Raw genomic sequence first — 16,886 nt, 5'->3', positions numbered from 1 at the left:
ACCCCGTACCGGCAGCAGACCCACAGGCGCAGGGCACCGGGCCGGACGCCGCGGCGCCCCCTCCCGGCTGCCCCGCGCACGCCGGGGGCGCGGGCGGCGGCCCGGCCCGGATGCACGGTCCCGAGGCGGCCTCGAAACCGTACGGGCTGTACGAGAAGCTGCGCGCCGAGCACGGCGCGGTCGCGCCCGTCCTCGTCCACGGCGACCTGCCCGCCTGGCTGGTCCTCGGCTACCGCGAGTTGCTGGACGTCACCCGCAACCCGACCCGCTTCTCCCGCGACTCGCGTAACTGGCGCTTCCTGCGGGACGGCCAGGTCGGCCCGGACAACCCGCTGCTGCCGCTGGTCACCTGGGTGCCGATGTGCTCCTTCGTCGACGGCACGGAGCACCGGAGGCTGCGCTCCGCCGTCACCGACAGCATGAAGCGCTTCGACCGGCACGGCATCCGGCGCCACGTGTCCCGCTTCTCCGGGCAGCTCATCGACGAGTTCGCGGCCACCGGCCGGGCGGACCTGGTGGGCCAGTTCGCGGAGCACCTGCCGATGCTGGTGATGACGAAAGCGCTCGGCATGGCCGAGTCCTACGGTCCGCAACTGGTCGAGGCCGCACGGGACATGGTCAAGGGCTCCGAAACGGCGATCGCGAGCAACGACTACATCGTGCAGACGCTGCGCGACCTGGTGGCGCGCAAGAAGTCGGTGCCGGGTCACGACTTCGCCTCCTGGCTGGTGGCGCACGACTCGGGCCTCGGCGACGACGAGCTGGTGGAGCACCTGCGGCTGGTGCTGATCGCCGCGTACTCCACCACGGCCAACCTGATCGCGAACACCCTGCGCATGGTGCTCACCGACAGCCGCTTCCGCGGCAACCTGGCCGGCGGCCACATGACGCTGCCGGACGCGCTGGAGCAGGTGTTGTGGGACGAGCCGCCGTTCACCGCGGTCTACGGGCGCTACGCCACCGGAGACACGGAGCTGGCCGGGCAGCAGATCAAGGCGGGGGACCTGCTGATCCTCGGCCTGGCCGCGGGAAATCTCGATCCCGAGATCCGCCCCGACCTCGACGTGCCGGTGCACGGCAACCGCTCGCACCTGGCGTTCAGCGGCGGCCCGCACGAGTGCCCCGGCCAGGACATCGGCCGGGCCATCGCCGACACCGGGATCGACACGCTGCTGTCCCGGCTGCCCGACCTGAGCCTGGCGGTCGAGGAGAAGGAGCTGCGGCACCGTACGTCGCTCCTCTCCCGCGAGCTCGTCGAGCTGCCCGTCACCTTCACCCCGCCCGGTCCGACCACCGGCGCGGCCCCGAAAGCTCCGGTGGTCACCTCGGTGCCGGCGACTCCGGTGCCCGCCGGCGGGCCCGCGGCGGGGGGCGAGCGCGTACCGGCGGCGGTGGCGAGCGCGACCGCGCCGGGGCCCGTGCCCCGGGCCACCGACCCCGGATCCGGGCCCGAGACGCACCCGAACGGCCCCACCGCGGGCGCGGGTACCGAGTCCGCAAGGCGTCGGCGGCCGTCGCTGTGGCGCACGCTGGTCGCCTGGTGGCGCGGGAACTGAGCGCCGTCAGACGAGGTGCGGCTCTATGTACGCGGGAGTGCTGCCGACCCTCGTGTCGGCCACCTCCCGGTAGCGCGGCGACCAGTCGTGCCACTCAAGGCTGCCCGCGATCCAGGAGCCGAGATCGGTCAGAGACGCCTCGACCGCCTCCCAGCGGCCGGGGGAGAGGCCGAACAGCTCCCGCATGCCGCGTACGTCCCGGCAGGCGGAGCCGAAGTCCTCGGTGCGCCTCGCGACCATGGCCGCCGCCCGGTCGAGCGCCGCCTGGAGGGTGCCGCCGTCGAGGCGCCAGAGCACGGCGGCCAGGTGGTCGTGGTCGCCGCGGGCGGTCTCCTTGTGGACCGAGTAGATGTCGTTGGTCCAGGAGATGACGTCGTTCGCGGCGTCCCGGACCGCACGGTACGCGTCGCTGGCGGCGACTTCGGCCGGGATCTCGGCGGAGTTCGCCGGCTCGATCAGGTCGAAGCTCATCTCGCAGCCGGAATTGAGCCGCCGGCGCCGTGCGTAGTCGGCGAGCGACTGGGCGGCGATCCGTGCCGGGTCGGCGTGCGGAAGGATCGTGTACCACAGGAAGTCGCGGTAGTGCGCCGCGAACCGCTCGCGCCAGGCGGGTGAGAAGGGCTTGGCCGTACGCTCCCACAGGTCGGCGAGGGCCACGGCGAGGGGGCCGGTGGGCTCCGGCGCGTCGAGGTCGGGGTCGAGCTGGGCGCACAGCTCGGCGGCCGTGCGCAGCCGCTGGTCGTGGGAGAGGTCGACGTGCCCCTCGTCGAGCCGGTCGTCCACGATCCAGTTGTAGACCTGCCACTCGGCGACCAGCTCCAGCCGGTCGGCCCGGGGGTAGACGGCCGCGGCGAACCGGCCGAAGCCGGCGCTGTGGAAGTGGGCGGCGGCGGACCCGTGGCGGATCAGGTCACAGTGGCGTGCCCAGGCGATGATGTGATCGTCCAGCCCGGCCGCCTCGGGGTGGAGCCGGGCCGGAATCGGACAGAAGATCGGCGGAAAAGTGACCTTTGCTGGAGTCGATTTGTGGGAAGTTGCGCTACTCCTGTTCTTCCTGAGCGTCATGTTCTGTCTCCTCGGGGCCAGGAATCGACAGTGACCTGCCGAGCCTGCCCGGGCGTATGCCCCCGGCAACCTGTTCGCATCTTCTTTGGCTATACCTACCACGAATTGCGCCGAGCAATATCGGACAGGGTTTCGCACCCGCCCGCCGTTCCGCCGAGATAGCCGTAAGAGGTGCCCAACCCTGTCCGCCGCCCCTATGTTGGGGCCGCCCCCCCCGCGTCGCTCAGGACTCAGGCACCGCTCACTGGGAGGCCTCTTGTCTCGTTTCACCAGCACCCCGGGTGTCAGCCGCCGCCGTTTCCTCGCCCTCGCGTCGGGCGTGCCCCTGGCTGCCGCGCTGCCGGTCGCCGGACTGTCCGCCGCGCCCGCATGGGCCGAACCCCGCTTCCGCGACAACCCGTTCGCCCTCGGTGTTGCCTCCGGCGACCCGGCGCCGGACGGTGTCGTGCTGTGGACCCGGCTCGCGCCCGAGCCGCTCGCCGCCGACGGCGGGGGAGGGATGCCCGCGAACAAGGTGCCCGTCCGCTGGCAGCTCGCCGAGGACCCGGGCTTCCGCCGGATCCGGCAGTCGGGGGTCGAGCTCGCCGTACCGGAGCTCGGGCACTCGGTGCACGCCGAGGTCCGGGGACTGGAGCCGGACCGGGAGTACTGGTACCGCTTCCGCGTGGGCCGGCACGTCAGCGCCGTCGGGCGCACCAGGACCGCGCCCGCCGTGGACGCCGCCATCGCCTCGATGTCCTTCGCCTTCATCAGTTGCCAGAACTACCCCGACGGCCACTTCACCGCCTTCCGCCACCTCGCCGAGGAGAACGTCGACGTCGTCGTCCACCTCGGCGACTACATCTACGAGGGCGGCAACCAGGGCGCCATCGGCCGGGGGCACCTGCCGGCGAGCGAGATTCACTCGCTCGCCGACTACCGGGTGCGCTACAGCCAGTACAAGCTGGATGCCGACCTGCAGACCGAGCATGCCGCCCACCCCTGGATCGTGGTGCTCGACGACCACGAGGTCGACAACAACTGGGCCGACGGCCTCGACGGCGACGACGTCGGCGGCGCCGAGTTCGCCGCCCGCCGTGCCGCGGCCTTCCAGGCGTACTACGAGAACCTGCCGCTGCGCCGTTCCTCCCTGCCCGCAGGCCCGCACATGAAGCTCTACCGCAGGCTGCCCTACGGCACGCTCACCCAGTTCCACGTCGTCGACACCCGCCAGTTCCGGGACAACCAGGCGTGCGGCGACGGCCGGCAGTTCGACTGCGACGACCGGCTCGACCCCGAGCGCACCATGCTCGGCGCCGAGCAGGAGGCATGGCTGCTCGACGGGCTCACCCGGTCGCGTACCACCTGGGACGTGATGGCCAATCAGATCATGACCATGCAGGGTGACTCCGCAGAGGGAATCGAGCAGGCGTTCGGCATGGACACCTGGGACGGCTACGCCGCCGCACGGCAGCGTCTCTTCGACGGCGTCGAGAAGCGCGGCATCGGCAACTTCGTCGTCGTCACCGGCGACGCCCACCGCAGCGTCGCCGCCGACCTCAAGCACGACTTCAACGACCCCGCCTCGGCCACCGTCGGTGTGGAGTTCCTCGGGTCCTCCATCAGCTCGGGCGGCGACGGCGCGGACCAGGACGAGTGGGGCCGGATCTGGCTGCAGGAGAACCCGCACATGAAGTTCCACAACGTGCAGCGCGGCTACGGCGTCTGCGAGGTGACCCGGGAGAGCTGGCGCACCGACTACCGCGTCCTCCCCTACGTCTCCACCCCCGGCGCCCCCGTCTCCACCCGCGCCCGCGTCCACGTGCTGGCGGGCCACCCGGGCATCCAGGAAGTGGAGCAGCCGGGCACCGCGCAGCCCTGAGCCGGCGGCGCGAAAAACAGGTGCCTTCGAAAGCGGCGGCGGTGCAGGGTGGAGCATGAGCTGGCTCACCACGCACGACCTCGACGCCTTCACCGCCGCCGCCGGGCCCTTCCTGCGCGCGGAGGCCGCGCCGCACACGGTCCTGCTGACGGTGACCGCCTCGCTCGACGCCGCGGGACTCGACCGGTACGGCGATGAGACGCCCGAGTTCGGCTGGTGGCGAGGGCCGGACGACCGCGTGGCCGGGGCGTATCTCTGCACCCCGCCACATCCGCTGGTGCTGGCCCGGATGCCGGACGCCGCGGCCGTCGAGCTGGCGGAGCTGCGCGCCACCGATGGGCTGCCGACCTCCGGCGTCAACGCCGGGCGGGCGGCGGCCGAGGCGTTCGCCGGGGCCTGGAGCGCGCGTACCGGTGCGGCCGGCACCGTGGAGGAGCGGCACCGGCTGTACCGGCTGGGGGAGCTGGTTCCCCCGGACCCGGCGCCGCCCGGGTACGCCAGGCCCGCCACCGGAGACGACCGGGACCTGCTGGTCCGCTGGACCCGGGAGTTCGCCGCGGAGGCCGGCGACGGCGTCGGCGATCCGGCACGCGCCGTGGCCGACCGGCTTGCCTACGGCGGCGCGACGCTCTGGGAGAACCGCGGCCGGCCGGTGTCGTACGCCGGCACCAGCCGCACCGTCGACGGCATGATCCGCGTCGGGCCCGTCTACACCCCGCCGCCGCTGCGCCGCCGCGGCTACGCGGCCGCCGTCACCGCCGCCGTCAGTCACGCGGCGGTGACCGCCGGCGCCCTCGACGTGCTCCTGTTCACCGACCTCGCCAACCCCACCAGCAACGCGCTGTACCGGCGGCTCGGCTACGTGCCCGTGGAGGACCGCCTGGTGATCTCCTTCCAGGGCTGATCTCCGTCCGCGACTGACCTGGTGTCCGGCGCCACGGCGGGAGAGGGTGGAGCCGGCAAGCAGACCGATCGCGAGGAAGGCGAGCCGTATGCACTCCGACCACCTGCAGGCCGCGGACGGCACCCCCGTCGCCACGTACACCTGGCTGCCCGAGGACGGCAGGCCGCGGGCGCTCGTACAGATCGTGCACGGAGCGGCGGAGCACGGCCTGCGCTACGACCGGTTCGCGCGGCTGCTCACCGCCCACGGCTACGGCGTCGTCGCCTCCGACCACCGCGGCCACGGTGCCACCGCAGCCGCCACCGGCGGCTACGGCGTCACCGGCACCGGTGACGCCGACCCCTGGCGGGCCGTCGTCGACGACCTCGCCGCGGTCGGCGACCGGCTGCGCGCGGACCACCCCGGACAGCCCTTCGTCCTCCTCGGCCACAGCATGGGCTCGATGCTCGCCCGCGACTACGCCCAGGAGCACGGCGACGGCCTGGCCGGCCTCGTGCTGACCGGGATCCTGCGCAGCCTGCCCGGCGTGGAGACCGAGACGGCGGTGCGCCGGCTGGCGGGGGAGGCCGAGGAGCGGGGGCGCGGCGGGCTCTCGGACTTCGTTCCGGAGATCTTCGCGTCGTTCAACGACCCGTACGAGCACCGCACCGGATTCGAATGGCTCTCCCGCGACACCGCCGAGGTCGACGCCTACGTCGCCGACGAGCGCTGCGGCTTCCCGTTCGACGTCGCCCTGTCCCTGGGCTGGGTGCTCGGCACCCGGAAGATCAACGACCCGTACAACGTCGCCCGGATCCCCGTCGAGCTGCCCGTGCACCTCGCGGTGGGCGACCGGGACCCGTGCAACCAAGGCCTCACGCACGTCGCCGAGCTGCTGGAGGACTTCCGCTACGCGGGCCTGCGCGAGCCGACCTGGCGCGCGTACCCCGGCGCCCGCCATGAGATCCTCAACGAGACGAACCGCGACGAGGTCCAGGCCGATCTGCTCGACTGGCTCGACAAGCACGTGTGACCGACGGGGGAGCACCGGTGACCCTCACCGCCGAGGACGTACGCAAGACCGCTCTGGCCCTGCCGGGGACCGCGGAGAAGCTGGCCTGGGGCATGCCCACCTTCCGGGTGAAGGGCAAGATGTTCCTCACCCTGCCGGAGGACGAGACGTCCTTCGCGGTGCGCTGCCCCAAGGTGGAGCGGGACGAACTGGCGCTGGCGGAGCCGGAGAAGTTCTGGGTCGCCGACCACGAGGCGTCGTTCGCCTGGGTACGGGTGCGGATCGCGGCCCTGGACGACCGCGACGAGCTGCAGATCATCGTCGCCGACTCCTGGCGGCAGGCGGCCCCGCCCCGGCTGCTCGCGGAGCACCCGGAGCTGGCCGGCGAGTCCTGAAGGGCCGGCGGCCCGCACCTCAGGCCGGGACCCGCATGGCGGCCCGCGCCGAGGTGAACGCCGCGATCCGCTCGCGCAGCGACGCCGGGTCGAGACCGTGGGCGTGCAGGTGTTCCGGGACTGTGCCGTAGCGGCGCAGTTCCCGTCGCGCGGTGCCCAGACCGAGCACCCGGTGCGGCACGTCGGCCAGCGCGTCGTTCGCGTACGCCGTGGAGGTGCCCGCGAGGTACGGCTCGACCAGGACGACGTCGGCGGCGCCCGCCCCGCCCACCGCGGCCCGCAGCCCGGCGCCGTCGAAGGGGCGCACGGTCGTGGCGTACAGCACCGTGACGTCCAGGCCCTCGGTGGCGGCCAGCACGTCGTCCAGCAGCGGACCGACCGCCACGACGACGCCCGAGCGGCCCTCGCGCACGGTCAGGAACCCGGCGCCGGTGACCGGCCGGCCCACCGCGTTCGTCTGCTGCGACAGCCGCACGTACACCTTGTCGTCGCCCGCGGCGACGGCCTGCCGCAGCAGCGTGTCGGCCTCGTCCGGGTGCCCCGGCACGTGCACCGTCCAGCCGTCGAGGGTGTCCAGCAGCGCCACGTCGCCGGGCGCCATGTGCGTGTAGCCGCCGGCCGGCCAGTCGTAGGAACCGTAGGCGGAGACCAGCACCGCGCCCGCGTCCTGGTGGCCGAGGTCGAGCTTGACCTGCTCGAAGGGGCGCTCGACGAGGAAGCTCGCGAAGGTGTGCAGCACCGGGCGCATCCCCGCCAGGGCGAGCCCGCCGCCGACGCCGACGAGCAACTGCTCGCGGATGCCGACGTTGAGCACGCGGTCCGGGTGCCGCCGGGCCGCGTCGGCGAAGCCGTCGGTGCCGATCTCGGCGAGCACGACGGCCAGCCGGGGGTCCTCGTCGAGCAGCCTGGAGGTGACAGAGGCGAAGCGCTCGCGCATCGTGTCCATGGTCGTGCGTTCCTTTCCAGAGGGGTGACGGTCAGGCGTACGCGGGCTCGACGCGGGCGACGACGGCGCGGGCCCGGCCGGGATGCGGGGCGGTGAAGGCGGCGTACAGCGCCTCGTGGTCGCGGCCGTCGACGGTGGCGGTGGACCAGCCGGCGGCTTCGAAGCGGGCGGCGATGCCGCCGGGCAGGGCGTAGGTCGCCGAGGCGTTGTCGATGACGACGGTGTGCAGGGAGTCCAGTCCCGCGGCCCCGGCGTAGGCCAGGGCCTCGTGGTTGCTGCCCTCGTCCAGCTCGGCGTCGCCGACGAGCACCCACACCCGCGGGTCTCGGCCCGGCCGGCCGTACAGGCCCCGGGCGCGCAGCCCGAGCGCGGTGCCGACGGCCAGCGGCAGGCCGTGGCCGAGTGAGCCGCTGCCGATCTCGACGCCGGGCAGCAGCGTGCGGTCGGGGTGGTGGCCGAGCGGCGAGTCGTACGAGCCGAAGCCGGGCAGCCACTCGACCGGCAGGAAGCCCTTGGCGGCGAGGACGGCGTAGTAGGCCATCGGCCCGTGGCCCTTGGACAGCAGGAACCGGTCGCGCCCTGCCGCCCCGGCGGTGCCGGGCGTCACCCGCAGCACGCGGTCGTAGAGGACCCACAGGGCGTCGAGGGTGGACGTGGCGGCGGGGCCGTGCTTCTCGTCGCCGGTCATCAGTGCCATGAGGCCCGGCAGGTCGTCGTAGCCTGCGGGCGAGTGCTGTGGTGCGGAGGTGGTCGTCGTCATGCGTCCACCGTGCAACTTGAAGGATGGTTCAAGTCAACAACGGCCGGTCAGAGCGGGACCGGGGGTCCGGCGACGGCCTCAGACCGCCCGGCGCAGCCGGGCCAGCGCGTCGATCGCGTCCTTCGGAGGCCCCGTCTCCTGAGCCACGGGCCGGCGCACCCGCTCGGCGCGTACGGGCTCCAGCGGCTCGTCCGCGAGATCCGCCAGCACGTCCTGCGCCGTGAACAGCACCCCCGGATCCTGCGGCCCGCCCGTGCCCGCCGTGAGGTTCGCCGAGTCGTGCCCGACGACGAGCAGCTCGCCGCCGCCGGTGAGCGCGGCGGCGGCCCGCCGCAGCACCATCCGCCGCTGATCGCCGGGCAGATGCAGATACGCCACGACCACCAGCCCGTAGGCCGCCTCCTCCGGCAGGTACTCCAGCAGGTCGGCCCGTACCCACCGGATCCGCTCCGCGTCCTGCGGCGCCAGCTCCTCGGCCCGCCGCCGGCCCCGCTCCAGCGCGACCCGCGAGAAGTCCACCGCCGTCACCCGCCAGCCGCGGGCCGCGAGCCACAGCGCGTTGCGCCCCTCGCCCGCGGCGAGGTCCAGCGCCCGCGCGGGCGTGATCTCCGCCACCTCGCGGGCTACCCAGCGGTTCGGTTCACCGCCCCAAACAAGGTCTTTCGCGGCATAGCGTTCGTCCCAGGCGCCACTGTCCATAAACCTGATCGCTCCCCGCTGCGTCTAACGAGTGGGAGATCACGTTCTCACAGCCGGGCGGAGGATCCGAGATGATCAGACACCTAACCCAGCAGCACGCCGCCGCGCTCGTGCCGGTGTGCCCGCGCTGCGGTCGCGTCCGCTGCATCTGCCCGCCCATGGCGGCCGCCTGAGCGGCCGCCATGGGCTCGCCCCACCGGGGTTCAGGGGATTTTGCGCTGGTGTCCGAAGCGCACGCCGTCCAGCTTGAACCCGTGCACGGTGGGATCGACCCGGCGCTGCATCGCGCGGCGCTCCGGAGCCGCCTCGATCACCGGCTCCGGCTCTCCCGCCGCCGTGATCCGCGCCAGCAGCCGCGCGCGCAGGCCGTCGGCGAGCGCGCGGTGCGAGGCGAGCCCGACAAGGTTGTCCAGCTCGTACGGGTCGTGGGCCAAGTCGTACAGCGCCGTTTCGGTGTACCTGCTGCCGGAGCAGGTGCGCCAGCCGTCGGCCTTCGGGTCGACGACGTAGTACTTCCACCGTGAGGTGCGCAGCGCCCGTCCGCACTCGGACTCGCTGACCTGGACGAAGACGTCCTCCGGCCAGTCGGCACCGGGGTCGCGGACCAGCGGCAGGAAGGAGCGTCCCTGCATCTCCTCCGGGACGTCGAGACCCGCCGCGTCCAGGAGTGTCGGCGGCAGGTCCAGGGTGCTGACCGGGGTGTCGAGCACCCGGCCGCCGGTGAAGCCGGGGCCGCGCAGGGCCAGCGGGACCCGGATCGACCCGTCGTGGCAGGAGCGCTTGTACTCGAAGTTGCGGGTACGGAAGTGGCTGCCGTGATCGGAGGTGAACGCCACGATCGTGTCGTCGAGCAGGTCCATGCTGCGCAGCGCGTCCAGCAGCCGGCCCAGGCCCTCGTCGACGCGCCGGATCTGGCCGCAGTAGCCGGCGATGTGCCGGTGCGCGGTGCCGCCTTCCGCGGACAGCGCGGCCAGGTCCGGCGGCAGCCAGCGGCCGGTGTAGCGCTCCTCGTAGCCGTCGGGGGCCGGGTAGTCGTCGACCTCGTTCTGGTGGTGCGGCTCGATGAGGGACAGGAAGAGGAAGAACGGCTCCTCGTGGTGGTCGGCGGCGAACCGGATCGCGGCGTCGAAGAGCGCGTCGGAGCGGTAGCCGGGCAGCCGCACCGGGTCACCGTCCTCGTCGTACATCACCGTGCGGTACGCGTCCGAAGTGAACTCCAGCACGTTCGAGGCCAGCCAGTGCTGGTATCCGCCGCGGTCCTCCGGCGGCACCGGGTCCTCACCGGCCAGATGCCACTTGCCGATGTAGCCGGTGGTGTAGCCGGCGTCGCCGAAGTGGTGCGCAAGCGTACGGGCGTCGCGCGGCAGCGGGATCCCGTTGCGGAAGCAGCCGGTGCCGGTGGGCCACCGCCCGGTCTGCAGCGCCGCCCGGGCGGGCGCGCAGACGGGCTGCGGGGTGATCGCCGCCGAGGCGTACGTGCCGGAGCGGGCCATCCGGTCGAACGCGGGCGTGAGGTCGAGCGGGTTGCCGCCCGCGCCCGTCGTGTCCCAGCGCTGCTGGTCGGTGAACACGACGATGACATGGGGACGCCGGTCGGGCATCGAAGTCCTTTCCGCACGGTGGAGTGGGGGGTCATTTCAGGCCGGTCAGGGTGATGCCGCGGACGAAGTAGCGCTGGCTGAAGATCAGCAGCAGGGCAGTCGGGACGAACATGATGACCGACCCCGCGGCGGTGAGGTGCCAGAGCTGGAACTGCTCCGTGCTGAACTGCGTGAGCCCCACCGGGATCGTCCGCATCCGCTCCGAGGTCGTCACGACCAGCGGCCAGAGGAACTCGTTCCACTGGAAGACGAACGTGAACAGGCCCAGCACGGCCAGCGCCGGCTTGCACTGCGGCAGGATGATCCGCCAGTAGATGGCGAACTCGTTCGCCCCGTCCACCCGCGCCGCGTGGATGAGGTCGTCGGGGATGGGCTGGATGAACTGCCGCATGAGGAAGATCCCGAAGCCGTCCATGAGGAACGGCACGATGAGCCCCTGGTAGCTGTCCAGCCAGCCGAGGTCCGACATCATCACGTACAGCGGGATCATGCGGACGAACAGCGGGATCATCAAGGTGGCGAGGATCGCGATGAACAGCGTGTTCTTGAACGGGAAGTCGAACTTCGCGAACACGTAACCCACCAGCGGGTCGAAGATCAGGTGGGAGACCGTGATCGCGCCCGCGACCACCAGGCTGTTGACGATGAAGTTGCCGAAGGGTGCTTCCTCGAAGAGCGTGGTGTAGTTGCCCCACTGCGGCGAATCGGGCCAGAGCACCGACTGCGCCGAGAGCATCTCGGCCTCGGTCTGCAGCGACAGGGAGACCATGTAGACCAGCGGCACGATGGTGATGAGGCTGGCGATGGTGAGCAGCAGATAGGCGATCGCCTTGGAGGTCCTGGCGGTCATCAGTACTGCACCTCCCGCTTCCGCCCGATGCGCAGTTGCAGCAGCGTGAACGCCACGATGACGAAGAGCAGGAGCACGGAGAGCGCGGACGCGTAGCCGAAGTCGCGCGCCCGGAACGCCAGCTCGAAGATGTGGAAGACCATGAGGTCGGACGCCTCTCCGGGGCCGCCGCGGGTGATGATGTACGCCTGCCCGAACGCCTGCAGGCCGGTGATCACGGCCATCACGGAGACGAACAGTGTGGTCGGGGTGAGCAGCGGCACCGTGATCCGCCGGAACTGCTGCCAGCGGTTGGCGCCGTCGACCTTGGCCGCCTCGTAGTACACGTCGGGGATGCCCTGCAGCCCGGCCAGGAAGAGGATCATCGTGTGGCCCGTGGTCATCCACAGCGTCACCGCGACGATCGTGGCCACCGGATGGGTGTTCAGCCACTCCTGCGTGGGCAGGCCGAGGTCCGACAGGATCCGGTTGAGAATACCGAGTTCGGGGTCGAGGATGTTCCGCCACATCAGGCCGACGACCGCGATCGAGGTGAGGTACGGCACGAGCAGCGCGAGCTTGAACGCCAGACTGCCGCGCAGCCGCTGGTTGATCAGGACGGCGAGCCCCATCCCCAGCACGATGGCGCCGATCGTCGTGGCCGCGGCGAACTGCAGCGTGACCGTGAACGCGTTGCGCGCCTGCGGGTCCTTGAAGGAGTTGGTGTAGTTGTCCAGTCCGGCGAACTCGTCGGTCCGCTGGCCCGTCAGCATGCTGGTGTTGAGGATGTCGGCGATCGGATAGTAGAAGAAGATCCCGAAGAAGATGAGCGCCGGCGCCAGGAACAGATACGCGGTCCGTGCCTGGCGCCGTGCGATCGGGGTGCGCTTGGTGCGCCTGGTGCCCTTCGGGAGCTCCATGGGCCCCGGGGTCTTGGCGAGTTCCGCCGGCGTTGCCATGTGCACTTAGCCCTTGAGGATGTTCTTGGCGGCGTCGTCGTAGGCGGCGAACGCCTCTTCCGCGTGGGATCCCTCGATCAGCATGCTCTCGTAGAGCGTCTTGTAGATGTCCTCCAGCTCGCCCGCCTTGCCGGTGGTGTAGACGCCGGTGCGGAACTCCTCGGCGTAGGGCAGGCCCTCGGTGAAGGGCCTGACGTCCGGGTTCTCCAGGACGGCCGACTCCTTCGCCCAGGACTTGCGCGGCATCAGCATGCTGGCCTCCTCCGTCGCCGCGGTCTCGGTCTTCAGTGCCGTGATCCGCTTGATGAAGTCCCACGACAGGTCGGGGCGCCGGGCCTTCGCGGGGATGAAGAGCGTGGTGCCGCCGGCGATCGTCGACTGCCGTTCGCCCTTGAGCGCCGGAGCGATCCCGTACTCCAGGTCGGGGTTGGACTGCTTGATGATCGGGATGTCCCAGGGGCCGGTGAGGATCATGGCGGTGCGCCCGGCGGCGAAGAACTTCGCCGCGCGGGTCACGTCGAGCGCGGTCGTCGGCTTGGGGGAGACCTTGTGCTCGTGCACGAGGTCCCGCTGGAACTGCATCGCCTCCATGGCGGCGGCGCGCGGCTGCAGCAGCTTCCCGCTGCCCGCGTCGTACTCGTGCACGCCGTTCTGCAGCATCCACGGGTACGAGTAGCTGAGGTTGTCGTTGAGCACGGTGCCGGTCACGTCGCCCGACGTCAGCACGCGCGCGGCGGAGAGGAAGTCGTCCCAGGTGGCGGGCGGTTCGATGCCCGCGTCGTCGAGCATCCTGCGGTTGTAGAACAGCAGGGTGCAGGTGTAGTGCATCTGGATGCCGTACACCTGGCCCTCGTGCGTGTTGTCGGAGACGGCGACGTCCAGCCAGTCGTCCGGGAAGCCGATCGTCGAGCCGTCCTTGTCGAGGTACTTCTGCAGCGGCAGCGCGTCCTCGCTGAGCGCGAACTCCTGCACCCAGCTTCCCGGCTCCTCCACCACGTCCGGCACGTTGCCGGACTGGAAGTCGGAGACGAGCTTGGTGCGCAGGTCCTCCCACTGGAACTTCTGCATCTCCACGGTGACCCCGTGGTCCTTCTCGAACTGGGCGACGACGTCCTTGTACGCCTCGTACTCGTGCGCGTTGTTCCAGTAGGCGAGGAACGTGCCCCCGCCCCCGCCGCCGCCCGACTCGGCCTCGGGCGCTCCCGAGCCGCAGGCGGCCAGGGGGAGCGCCGCGGCTGCACCGCCGGCGACGCCCAGCATCCTGCGCCGGGTCATCCACTGACCGTTTATGGCTGGCCTTGCTGACATGCGGGTGCTCCTCTCGCCGTGCATTCGGTTGTCACGCGCTCGTCGGACACGCGCTTGTTCACGTCGACTCCCTGGATATGAAGGACCAGGGCAGGACGATCTCGCGGGCCGCCGGCGGCTCGGCCGCCGCCAGCCGTTCGAACAGCAGCCCCGCGACGCGGCTGAAGTCGATCTGCCGCTGCCCCACCGTGCTCAGCGCGGGGCGGATGACCGAGCCCTCCTCCAGGTTGCCGACGCCGAGAACCGCCACGTCGGCGGGCACCGTGCGGCCGGTGTCGCGGACCGCCCATATCGCGCTGATGGCCGCCCGGTCGGAGGCCACGAAGAGCGCGTCCGGCGGCTCGGGCAGGGCCATCAGCGCGGCGGTGGCACGGTAGCCCTCGACGCGGCTGTCGGCGCCGGCGCCGACGAGCCGGCCGTCCGGCCGCAGGCCGTGCCGCCGCAGCGCGTCCCGGTACGCCCTCAGCCGCGCGGAGCGGTCGCCCAGCTCCAGGTCGTGCCGGTGGCCGAGGAAGGCGACCCGCCGCCGGCCGGCGGCCAGCAGATGGTCCAGCGCCTCGCCGCACGCCTCGTACTCCGGAGTGCGCACGACGTCGAACCCGTCGGGCGTCACGGAGTTGTCGACCACGACCATCGCCAGCCGGCCGCGGGCCAGTTCGCCGACGTCGGCGAAGTGGCGTGCGGCGTCGAAAAAGACGGCGCCGTCGGCCAGGCCCTGGCGGAGCAGCCGGGTGGCGTGCGCGGCGTGCGCGGGGGAGTCGACGATGAGGGTGAGGACGCCGTAGCCGTCGGCGTCGGCCGCCACGTGCAGATCACGCACCAGTTGCTCCTGCACGGGGCTCCCCAGCGAGCCGATCACCAGGCAGACCCGTTCGGTGCGGCGCTTGCGCAGCCCGCGTGCGGAGCTGTTCGGCACGTAGCCGAGATCCCGTACGGCCGCCAGGACCCGTTCCCGGGTGTCGGCTCCGATCCGGTCGTCCCGCCCGTTGACCACGTAGCTCACCGTCGCGACGGACACCCCGGCAAGGGCGGCGACGTCGCGGACCGTGGGACGCGTCTTCTTCGGCATGATGATACGTTTAAGCACCCGGAGCGCGGCAGGGTCAAGCCTTCGTGCGTGAAGTCTCGTGATGAATCGTCAAGCCCCAGGTCAGCGCGGTGCACGTGTGGGCTAGATGCGCACCCCGTGCGAACGCAGATAGCGCAACGGGTCGACGTCGGACCCGTAGCCCGGTCCGGTGCGGACCTCGAAATGCAGATGCGGACCGGTGGAGTTTCCGGTGGAGCCGGAGCGGCCGATGCGCTGTCCGGCGTTGACCGGCCGGCCGGCGCTCACCGTGATCGCGGACAGGTGTGCGTACTGGCTGTAGCGGCCGTCGCGGTGCCGGATGACCACCTCGTAGCCGTACGCGCCCGCCCAGCCGGCGCTGACCACCTCGCCGTCGGCGACGGAGCGCACCCCGGTGCCGACCGAGACGGGGAAGTCGACCCCGGTGTGGTAGCCGCTGGACCAACTGCTGCCGCTGGCGCCGTACGGGGTGCCGACGGGGGCGCCGGCGAGCGGGGAGGTGTAGTCGGCGGCGGACTTGGGCTCGGGTTTCGGCTTCGGTTTCGGCTTGGCCTCGGCCTTGGGGGCGGGGGTGCGCTTCTTGGCCTCCGGCTTCGCGCGTTCCGGCTTGGCCTTGCGGGGCCTGGCCTTCCCGGGCTTGGCCTTTCCGCCGGACTTCGCCGTGCCGGGCTTCGTCTGCGCGGACGTCGTCCCGTCCGCCTTCGCCTTGTCCTGCCCGGACTTCTTCGTCCCGGCGGCGGGCGCGTCCGCGCGGGGCTCGGGCGGGGCCGCGGCCCCACCGCGGAGGGTGAGGCGCTGGCCCGGGAAGATGAGGTCGGGATCGGCGCCGACGACGCCGCGGTTGCGCTCGTAGAGCGCGGGCCACCCGCCCCGTACGCGGTGCTGGTCGGCGATGCCGGACAGGGTCTCCCCGGCGGCGACCTCGTGGTGGCCGGGCTTCTTGCCCACGGTGCCGGCGCGCCCGCCCTGCGCTGCGGCGCCACCGTCCCCGGCCGCCGGCCGGGTCTCCGGCAGGTCGGATAACGCGCCGTCGGGCGGCGGGGTCAGGTTTTCCTGTGCCCGGCTCTTCGCCGGGCTGTGGACGGAGTCCTCGGGCGTGCCCGCGGCCGGCGCGGCGGCGCCGGCGACCAGCGGCAGCGCGAGCCCCGCGCCGCTCGCGGTGACGGTGAGGGAGGCCCGCGACACCGGGCCGGGGCGGTAGCGGCGGTGCCGTCCGCGCCCTGTGCGCTCTGACATGACTGAGTCACTTTCCGTGCGCCGAGACCTGAGCGAACGATAGAAGTGCCCGTCCGGTTGGACAAGAGGGCGTCGTCCGCCGTCTCCGTGACCTCGTACGTTGCGGCCGTCCCGGGCGGCCCGGGCGCCTCCCGCGGCATCCCGCCCCCCGGATGGCCTAGCCCGACAGGCACTTAGACAATGTCTAATGTAGGATGGGGTCCATAAGCACGAGCAAGGAGGCGCCCACACATGACCACGATCCTCGACAAGAAGGCTCTGGACGTCACCGGCGCGGCACTGCAGGGCGCGCTGGTCGATCTGCTGGATCTCTCCCTGCAGGGCAAGCAGGCGCACTGGAACCTCACCGGCCCCCTCTTCCGCGAGCTTCACCTGCAGCTCGACAAGATGGTGAAGATGGCCCGCGGCCACGCCGACACGGTCGCCGAGCGGGCCGCGTCCCTGGGCGTGAGCCCGGACGGCCGGGCCAAGACGATCGCCGCCGGCAGCCCGCTGCCCGACATCGGCCCCGGGAAGATCTCCGACCAGAAGGTCATCGACGACGTCACCGACATGCTGGAGAAGGCGTCCGCGCGCATGCGCCAGCGGGTGGTGGACACCGACGACACCGACCTCATCACGCAGGACCTGCTCATCACCGCCACGCAGGACCTGGAGAAGGAGGCCTGGTTCTTCCGCTCGCACCGCATCGGCTGAGGCGGACCCAC

Annotated in this window: 16 protein-coding genes; 6 read left to right on the top strand and 10 right to left on the bottom strand. The window is 71.9% G+C overall.

The window, feature by feature from the left end:
- The first annotated feature begins 110 nt into the window (after positions 1 to 110).
- Positions 111 to 1,556 carry a cytochrome gene (locus I003_RS31650; protein ID WP_051368129.1) on the top strand — a complete coding sequence of 482 codons (1,446 nt, stop codon included), beginning with the start codon at positions 111 to 113 and terminating at the stop codon, positions 1,554 to 1,556.
- A gap of 6 nt (positions 1,557 to 1,562) precedes the next feature.
- On the opposite strand, the gene I003_RS0107075 is transcribed toward I003_RS31650, so the two are convergent.
- A complete protein-coding gene (locus tag I003_RS0107075) occupies positions 1,563 to 2,621 on the bottom strand; it encodes a terpene synthase family protein (RefSeq protein WP_027770881.1) in 1,059 nt (352 codons plus the stop codon).
- 256 nt (positions 2,622 to 2,877) lie between these two features.
- On the opposite strand from I003_RS0107075, the gene I003_RS0107070 reads away from it, so the two are divergent.
- The 4 genes from I003_RS0107070 (at position 2,878) to I003_RS0107055 (ending at position 6,772) form a co-directional block, all read left to right on the top strand.
- Positions 2,878 to 4,482, top strand: a complete 1,605-nt coding sequence (locus tag I003_RS0107070) for an alkaline phosphatase D family protein (protein ID WP_027770880.1) — start codon at positions 2,878 to 2,880, stop codon at positions 4,480 to 4,482.
- 55 nt (positions 4,483 to 4,537) lie between these two features.
- Positions 4,538 to 5,386 (top strand): GNAT family N-acetyltransferase, encoded by an 849-nt coding sequence (locus I003_RS0107065; RefSeq protein ID WP_027770879.1) that lies wholly within the window; start codon positions 4,538 to 4,540, stop codon positions 5,384 to 5,386.
- An 88-nt stretch (positions 5,387 to 5,474) separates the two neighbouring features.
- Complete coding sequence (locus I003_RS0107060) at positions 5,475 to 6,398, top strand: alpha/beta hydrolase (protein ID WP_027770878.1); 924 nt, start codon at positions 5,475 to 5,477, stop codon at positions 6,396 to 6,398.
- A gap of 17 nt (positions 6,399 to 6,415) precedes the next feature.
- Entirely contained in the window at positions 6,416 to 6,772 is a 357-nt protein-coding gene (locus tag I003_RS0107055) for an MmcQ/YjbR family DNA-binding protein (protein WP_027770877.1), read from the top strand.
- A gap of 19 nt (positions 6,773 to 6,791) precedes the next feature.
- On the opposite strand, the gene I003_RS0107050 is transcribed toward I003_RS0107055, so the two are convergent.
- From I003_RS0107050 to I003_RS0107010, 9 genes are all read right to left on the bottom strand, one after another.
- On the bottom strand, positions 6,792 to 7,718 hold the full coding sequence (locus tag I003_RS0107050) for a transketolase (RefSeq protein ID WP_027770876.1): 927 nt from the start codon (positions 7,716 to 7,718) through the stop codon (positions 6,792 to 6,794).
- Positions 7,719 to 7,749: 31 nt separating this feature from the next.
- Positions 7,750 to 8,478: a transketolase gene (locus I003_RS0107045; protein ID WP_027770875.1), complete on the bottom strand. Its 729-nt coding sequence runs from the start codon at positions 8,476 to 8,478 to the stop codon at positions 7,750 to 7,752.
- A gap of 78 nt (positions 8,479 to 8,556) precedes the next feature.
- A complete protein-coding gene (locus I003_RS0107040) occupies positions 8,557 to 9,177 on the bottom strand; it encodes a class I SAM-dependent methyltransferase (protein ID WP_027770874.1) in 621 nt (206 codons plus the stop codon).
- Positions 9,178 to 9,380: 203 nt separating this feature from the next.
- The gene (locus I003_RS0107035; RefSeq protein ID WP_027770873.1) at positions 9,381 to 10,778 is read right to left on the bottom strand and encodes a sulfatase family protein; all 1,398 of its coding nucleotides are present in this window, start codon (positions 10,776 to 10,778) and stop codon (positions 9,381 to 9,383) included.
- Between the two features lie 31 nt (positions 10,779 to 10,809).
- Positions 10,810 to 11,628, bottom strand: coding sequence for a carbohydrate ABC transporter permease (locus tag I003_RS0107030; RefSeq protein WP_027770872.1), 819 nt, complete (start codon positions 11,626 to 11,628; stop codon positions 10,810 to 10,812).
- On the bottom strand, positions 11,628 to 12,566 hold the full coding sequence (locus I003_RS0107025) for a carbohydrate ABC transporter permease (RefSeq protein ID WP_199784245.1): 939 nt from the start codon (positions 12,564 to 12,566) through the stop codon (positions 11,628 to 11,630). The genes I003_RS0107030 and I003_RS0107025 overlap by 1 nt, the downstream gene beginning before the upstream one ends.
- Positions 12,567 to 12,572: 6 nt before the next feature.
- Positions 12,573 to 13,874 carry an ABC transporter substrate-binding protein gene (locus I003_RS0107020; protein ID WP_486584122.1) on the bottom strand — a complete coding sequence of 434 codons (1,302 nt, stop codon included), beginning with the start codon at positions 13,872 to 13,874 and terminating at the stop codon, positions 12,573 to 12,575.
- A gap of 58 nt (positions 13,875 to 13,932) precedes the next feature.
- Positions 13,933 to 14,943: a LacI family DNA-binding transcriptional regulator gene (locus tag I003_RS0107015; RefSeq protein ID WP_027770869.1), complete on the bottom strand. Its 1,011-nt coding sequence runs from the start codon at positions 14,941 to 14,943 to the stop codon at positions 13,933 to 13,935.
- A 102-nt stretch (positions 14,944 to 15,045) separates the two neighbouring features.
- The gene (locus I003_RS0107010) at positions 15,046 to 16,128 is read right to left on the bottom strand and encodes a M23 family metallopeptidase (RefSeq protein ID WP_027770868.1); all 1,083 of its coding nucleotides are present in this window, start codon (positions 16,126 to 16,128) and stop codon (positions 15,046 to 15,048) included.
- A gap of 282 nt (positions 16,129 to 16,410) precedes the next feature.
- Between I003_RS0107010 and I003_RS0107005 the strand changes: the two genes are divergently transcribed.
- Positions 16,411 to 16,875, top strand: coding sequence for a Dps family protein (locus I003_RS0107005; RefSeq protein ID WP_027770867.1), 465 nt, complete (start codon positions 16,411 to 16,413; stop codon positions 16,873 to 16,875).
- Positions 16,876 to 16,886: the final 11 nt, after the last annotated feature.

It is taken from the genome of Streptomyces sp. CNQ329 (genome assembly GCF_000482585.1).
The sequence above is the reverse complement of the archived record's forward strand: the minus strand, read 5'-3'. Positions and strand labels throughout refer to the sequence as shown.

Bases quoted from the DNA above. Each gene is read 5' to 3' on its own strand.
- I003_RS31650 (WP_051368129.1), top strand. From the start codon at position 111: ATGCACGGTCCCGAGGCGGCCTCGAAACCGTACGGGCTGTACGAGAAG.
- I003_RS0107075 (WP_027770881.1), bottom strand. From the start codon at position 2,621: ATGACGCTCAGGAAGAACAGGAGTAGCGCAACTTCCCACAAATCGACT.
- I003_RS0107065 (WP_027770879.1), top strand. From the start codon at position 4,538: ATGAGCTGGCTCACCACGCACGACCTCGACGCCTTCACCGCCGCCGCC.
- I003_RS0107060 (WP_027770878.1), top strand. From the start codon at position 5,475: ATGCACTCCGACCACCTGCAGGCCGCGGACGGCACCCCCGTCGCCACG.
- I003_RS0107050 (WP_027770876.1), bottom strand. From the start codon at position 7,718: ATGGACACGATGCGCGAGCGCTTCGCCTCTGTCACCTCCAGGCTGCTC.
- I003_RS0107045 (WP_027770875.1), bottom strand. From the start codon at position 8,478: ATGACGACGACCACCTCCGCACCACAGCACTCGCCCGCAGGCTACGAC.
- I003_RS0107040 (WP_027770874.1), bottom strand. From the start codon at position 9,177: ATGGACAGTGGCGCCTGGGACGAACGCTATGCCGCGAAAGACCTTGTT.
- I003_RS0107035 (WP_027770873.1), bottom strand. From the start codon at position 10,778: ATGCCCGACCGGCGTCCCCATGTCATCGTCGTGTTCACCGACCAGCAG.
- I003_RS0107030 (WP_027770872.1), bottom strand. From the start codon at position 11,628: ATGACCGCCAGGACCTCCAAGGCGATCGCCTATCTGCTGCTCACCATC.
- I003_RS0107025 (WP_199784245.1), bottom strand. From the start codon at position 12,566: ATGGCAACGCCGGCGGAACTCGCCAAGACCCCGGGGCCCATGGAGCTC.
- I003_RS0107020 (WP_486584122.1), bottom strand. From the start codon at position 13,874: ATGTCAGCAAGGCCAGCCATAAACGGTCAGTGGATGACCCGGCGCAGG.
- I003_RS0107015 (WP_027770869.1), bottom strand. From the start codon at position 14,943: ATGCCGAAGAAGACGCGTCCCACGGTCCGCGACGTCGCCGCCCTTGCC.
- I003_RS0107005 (WP_027770867.1), top strand. From the start codon at position 16,411: ATGACCACGATCCTCGACAAGAAGGCTCTGGACGTCACCGGCGCGGCA.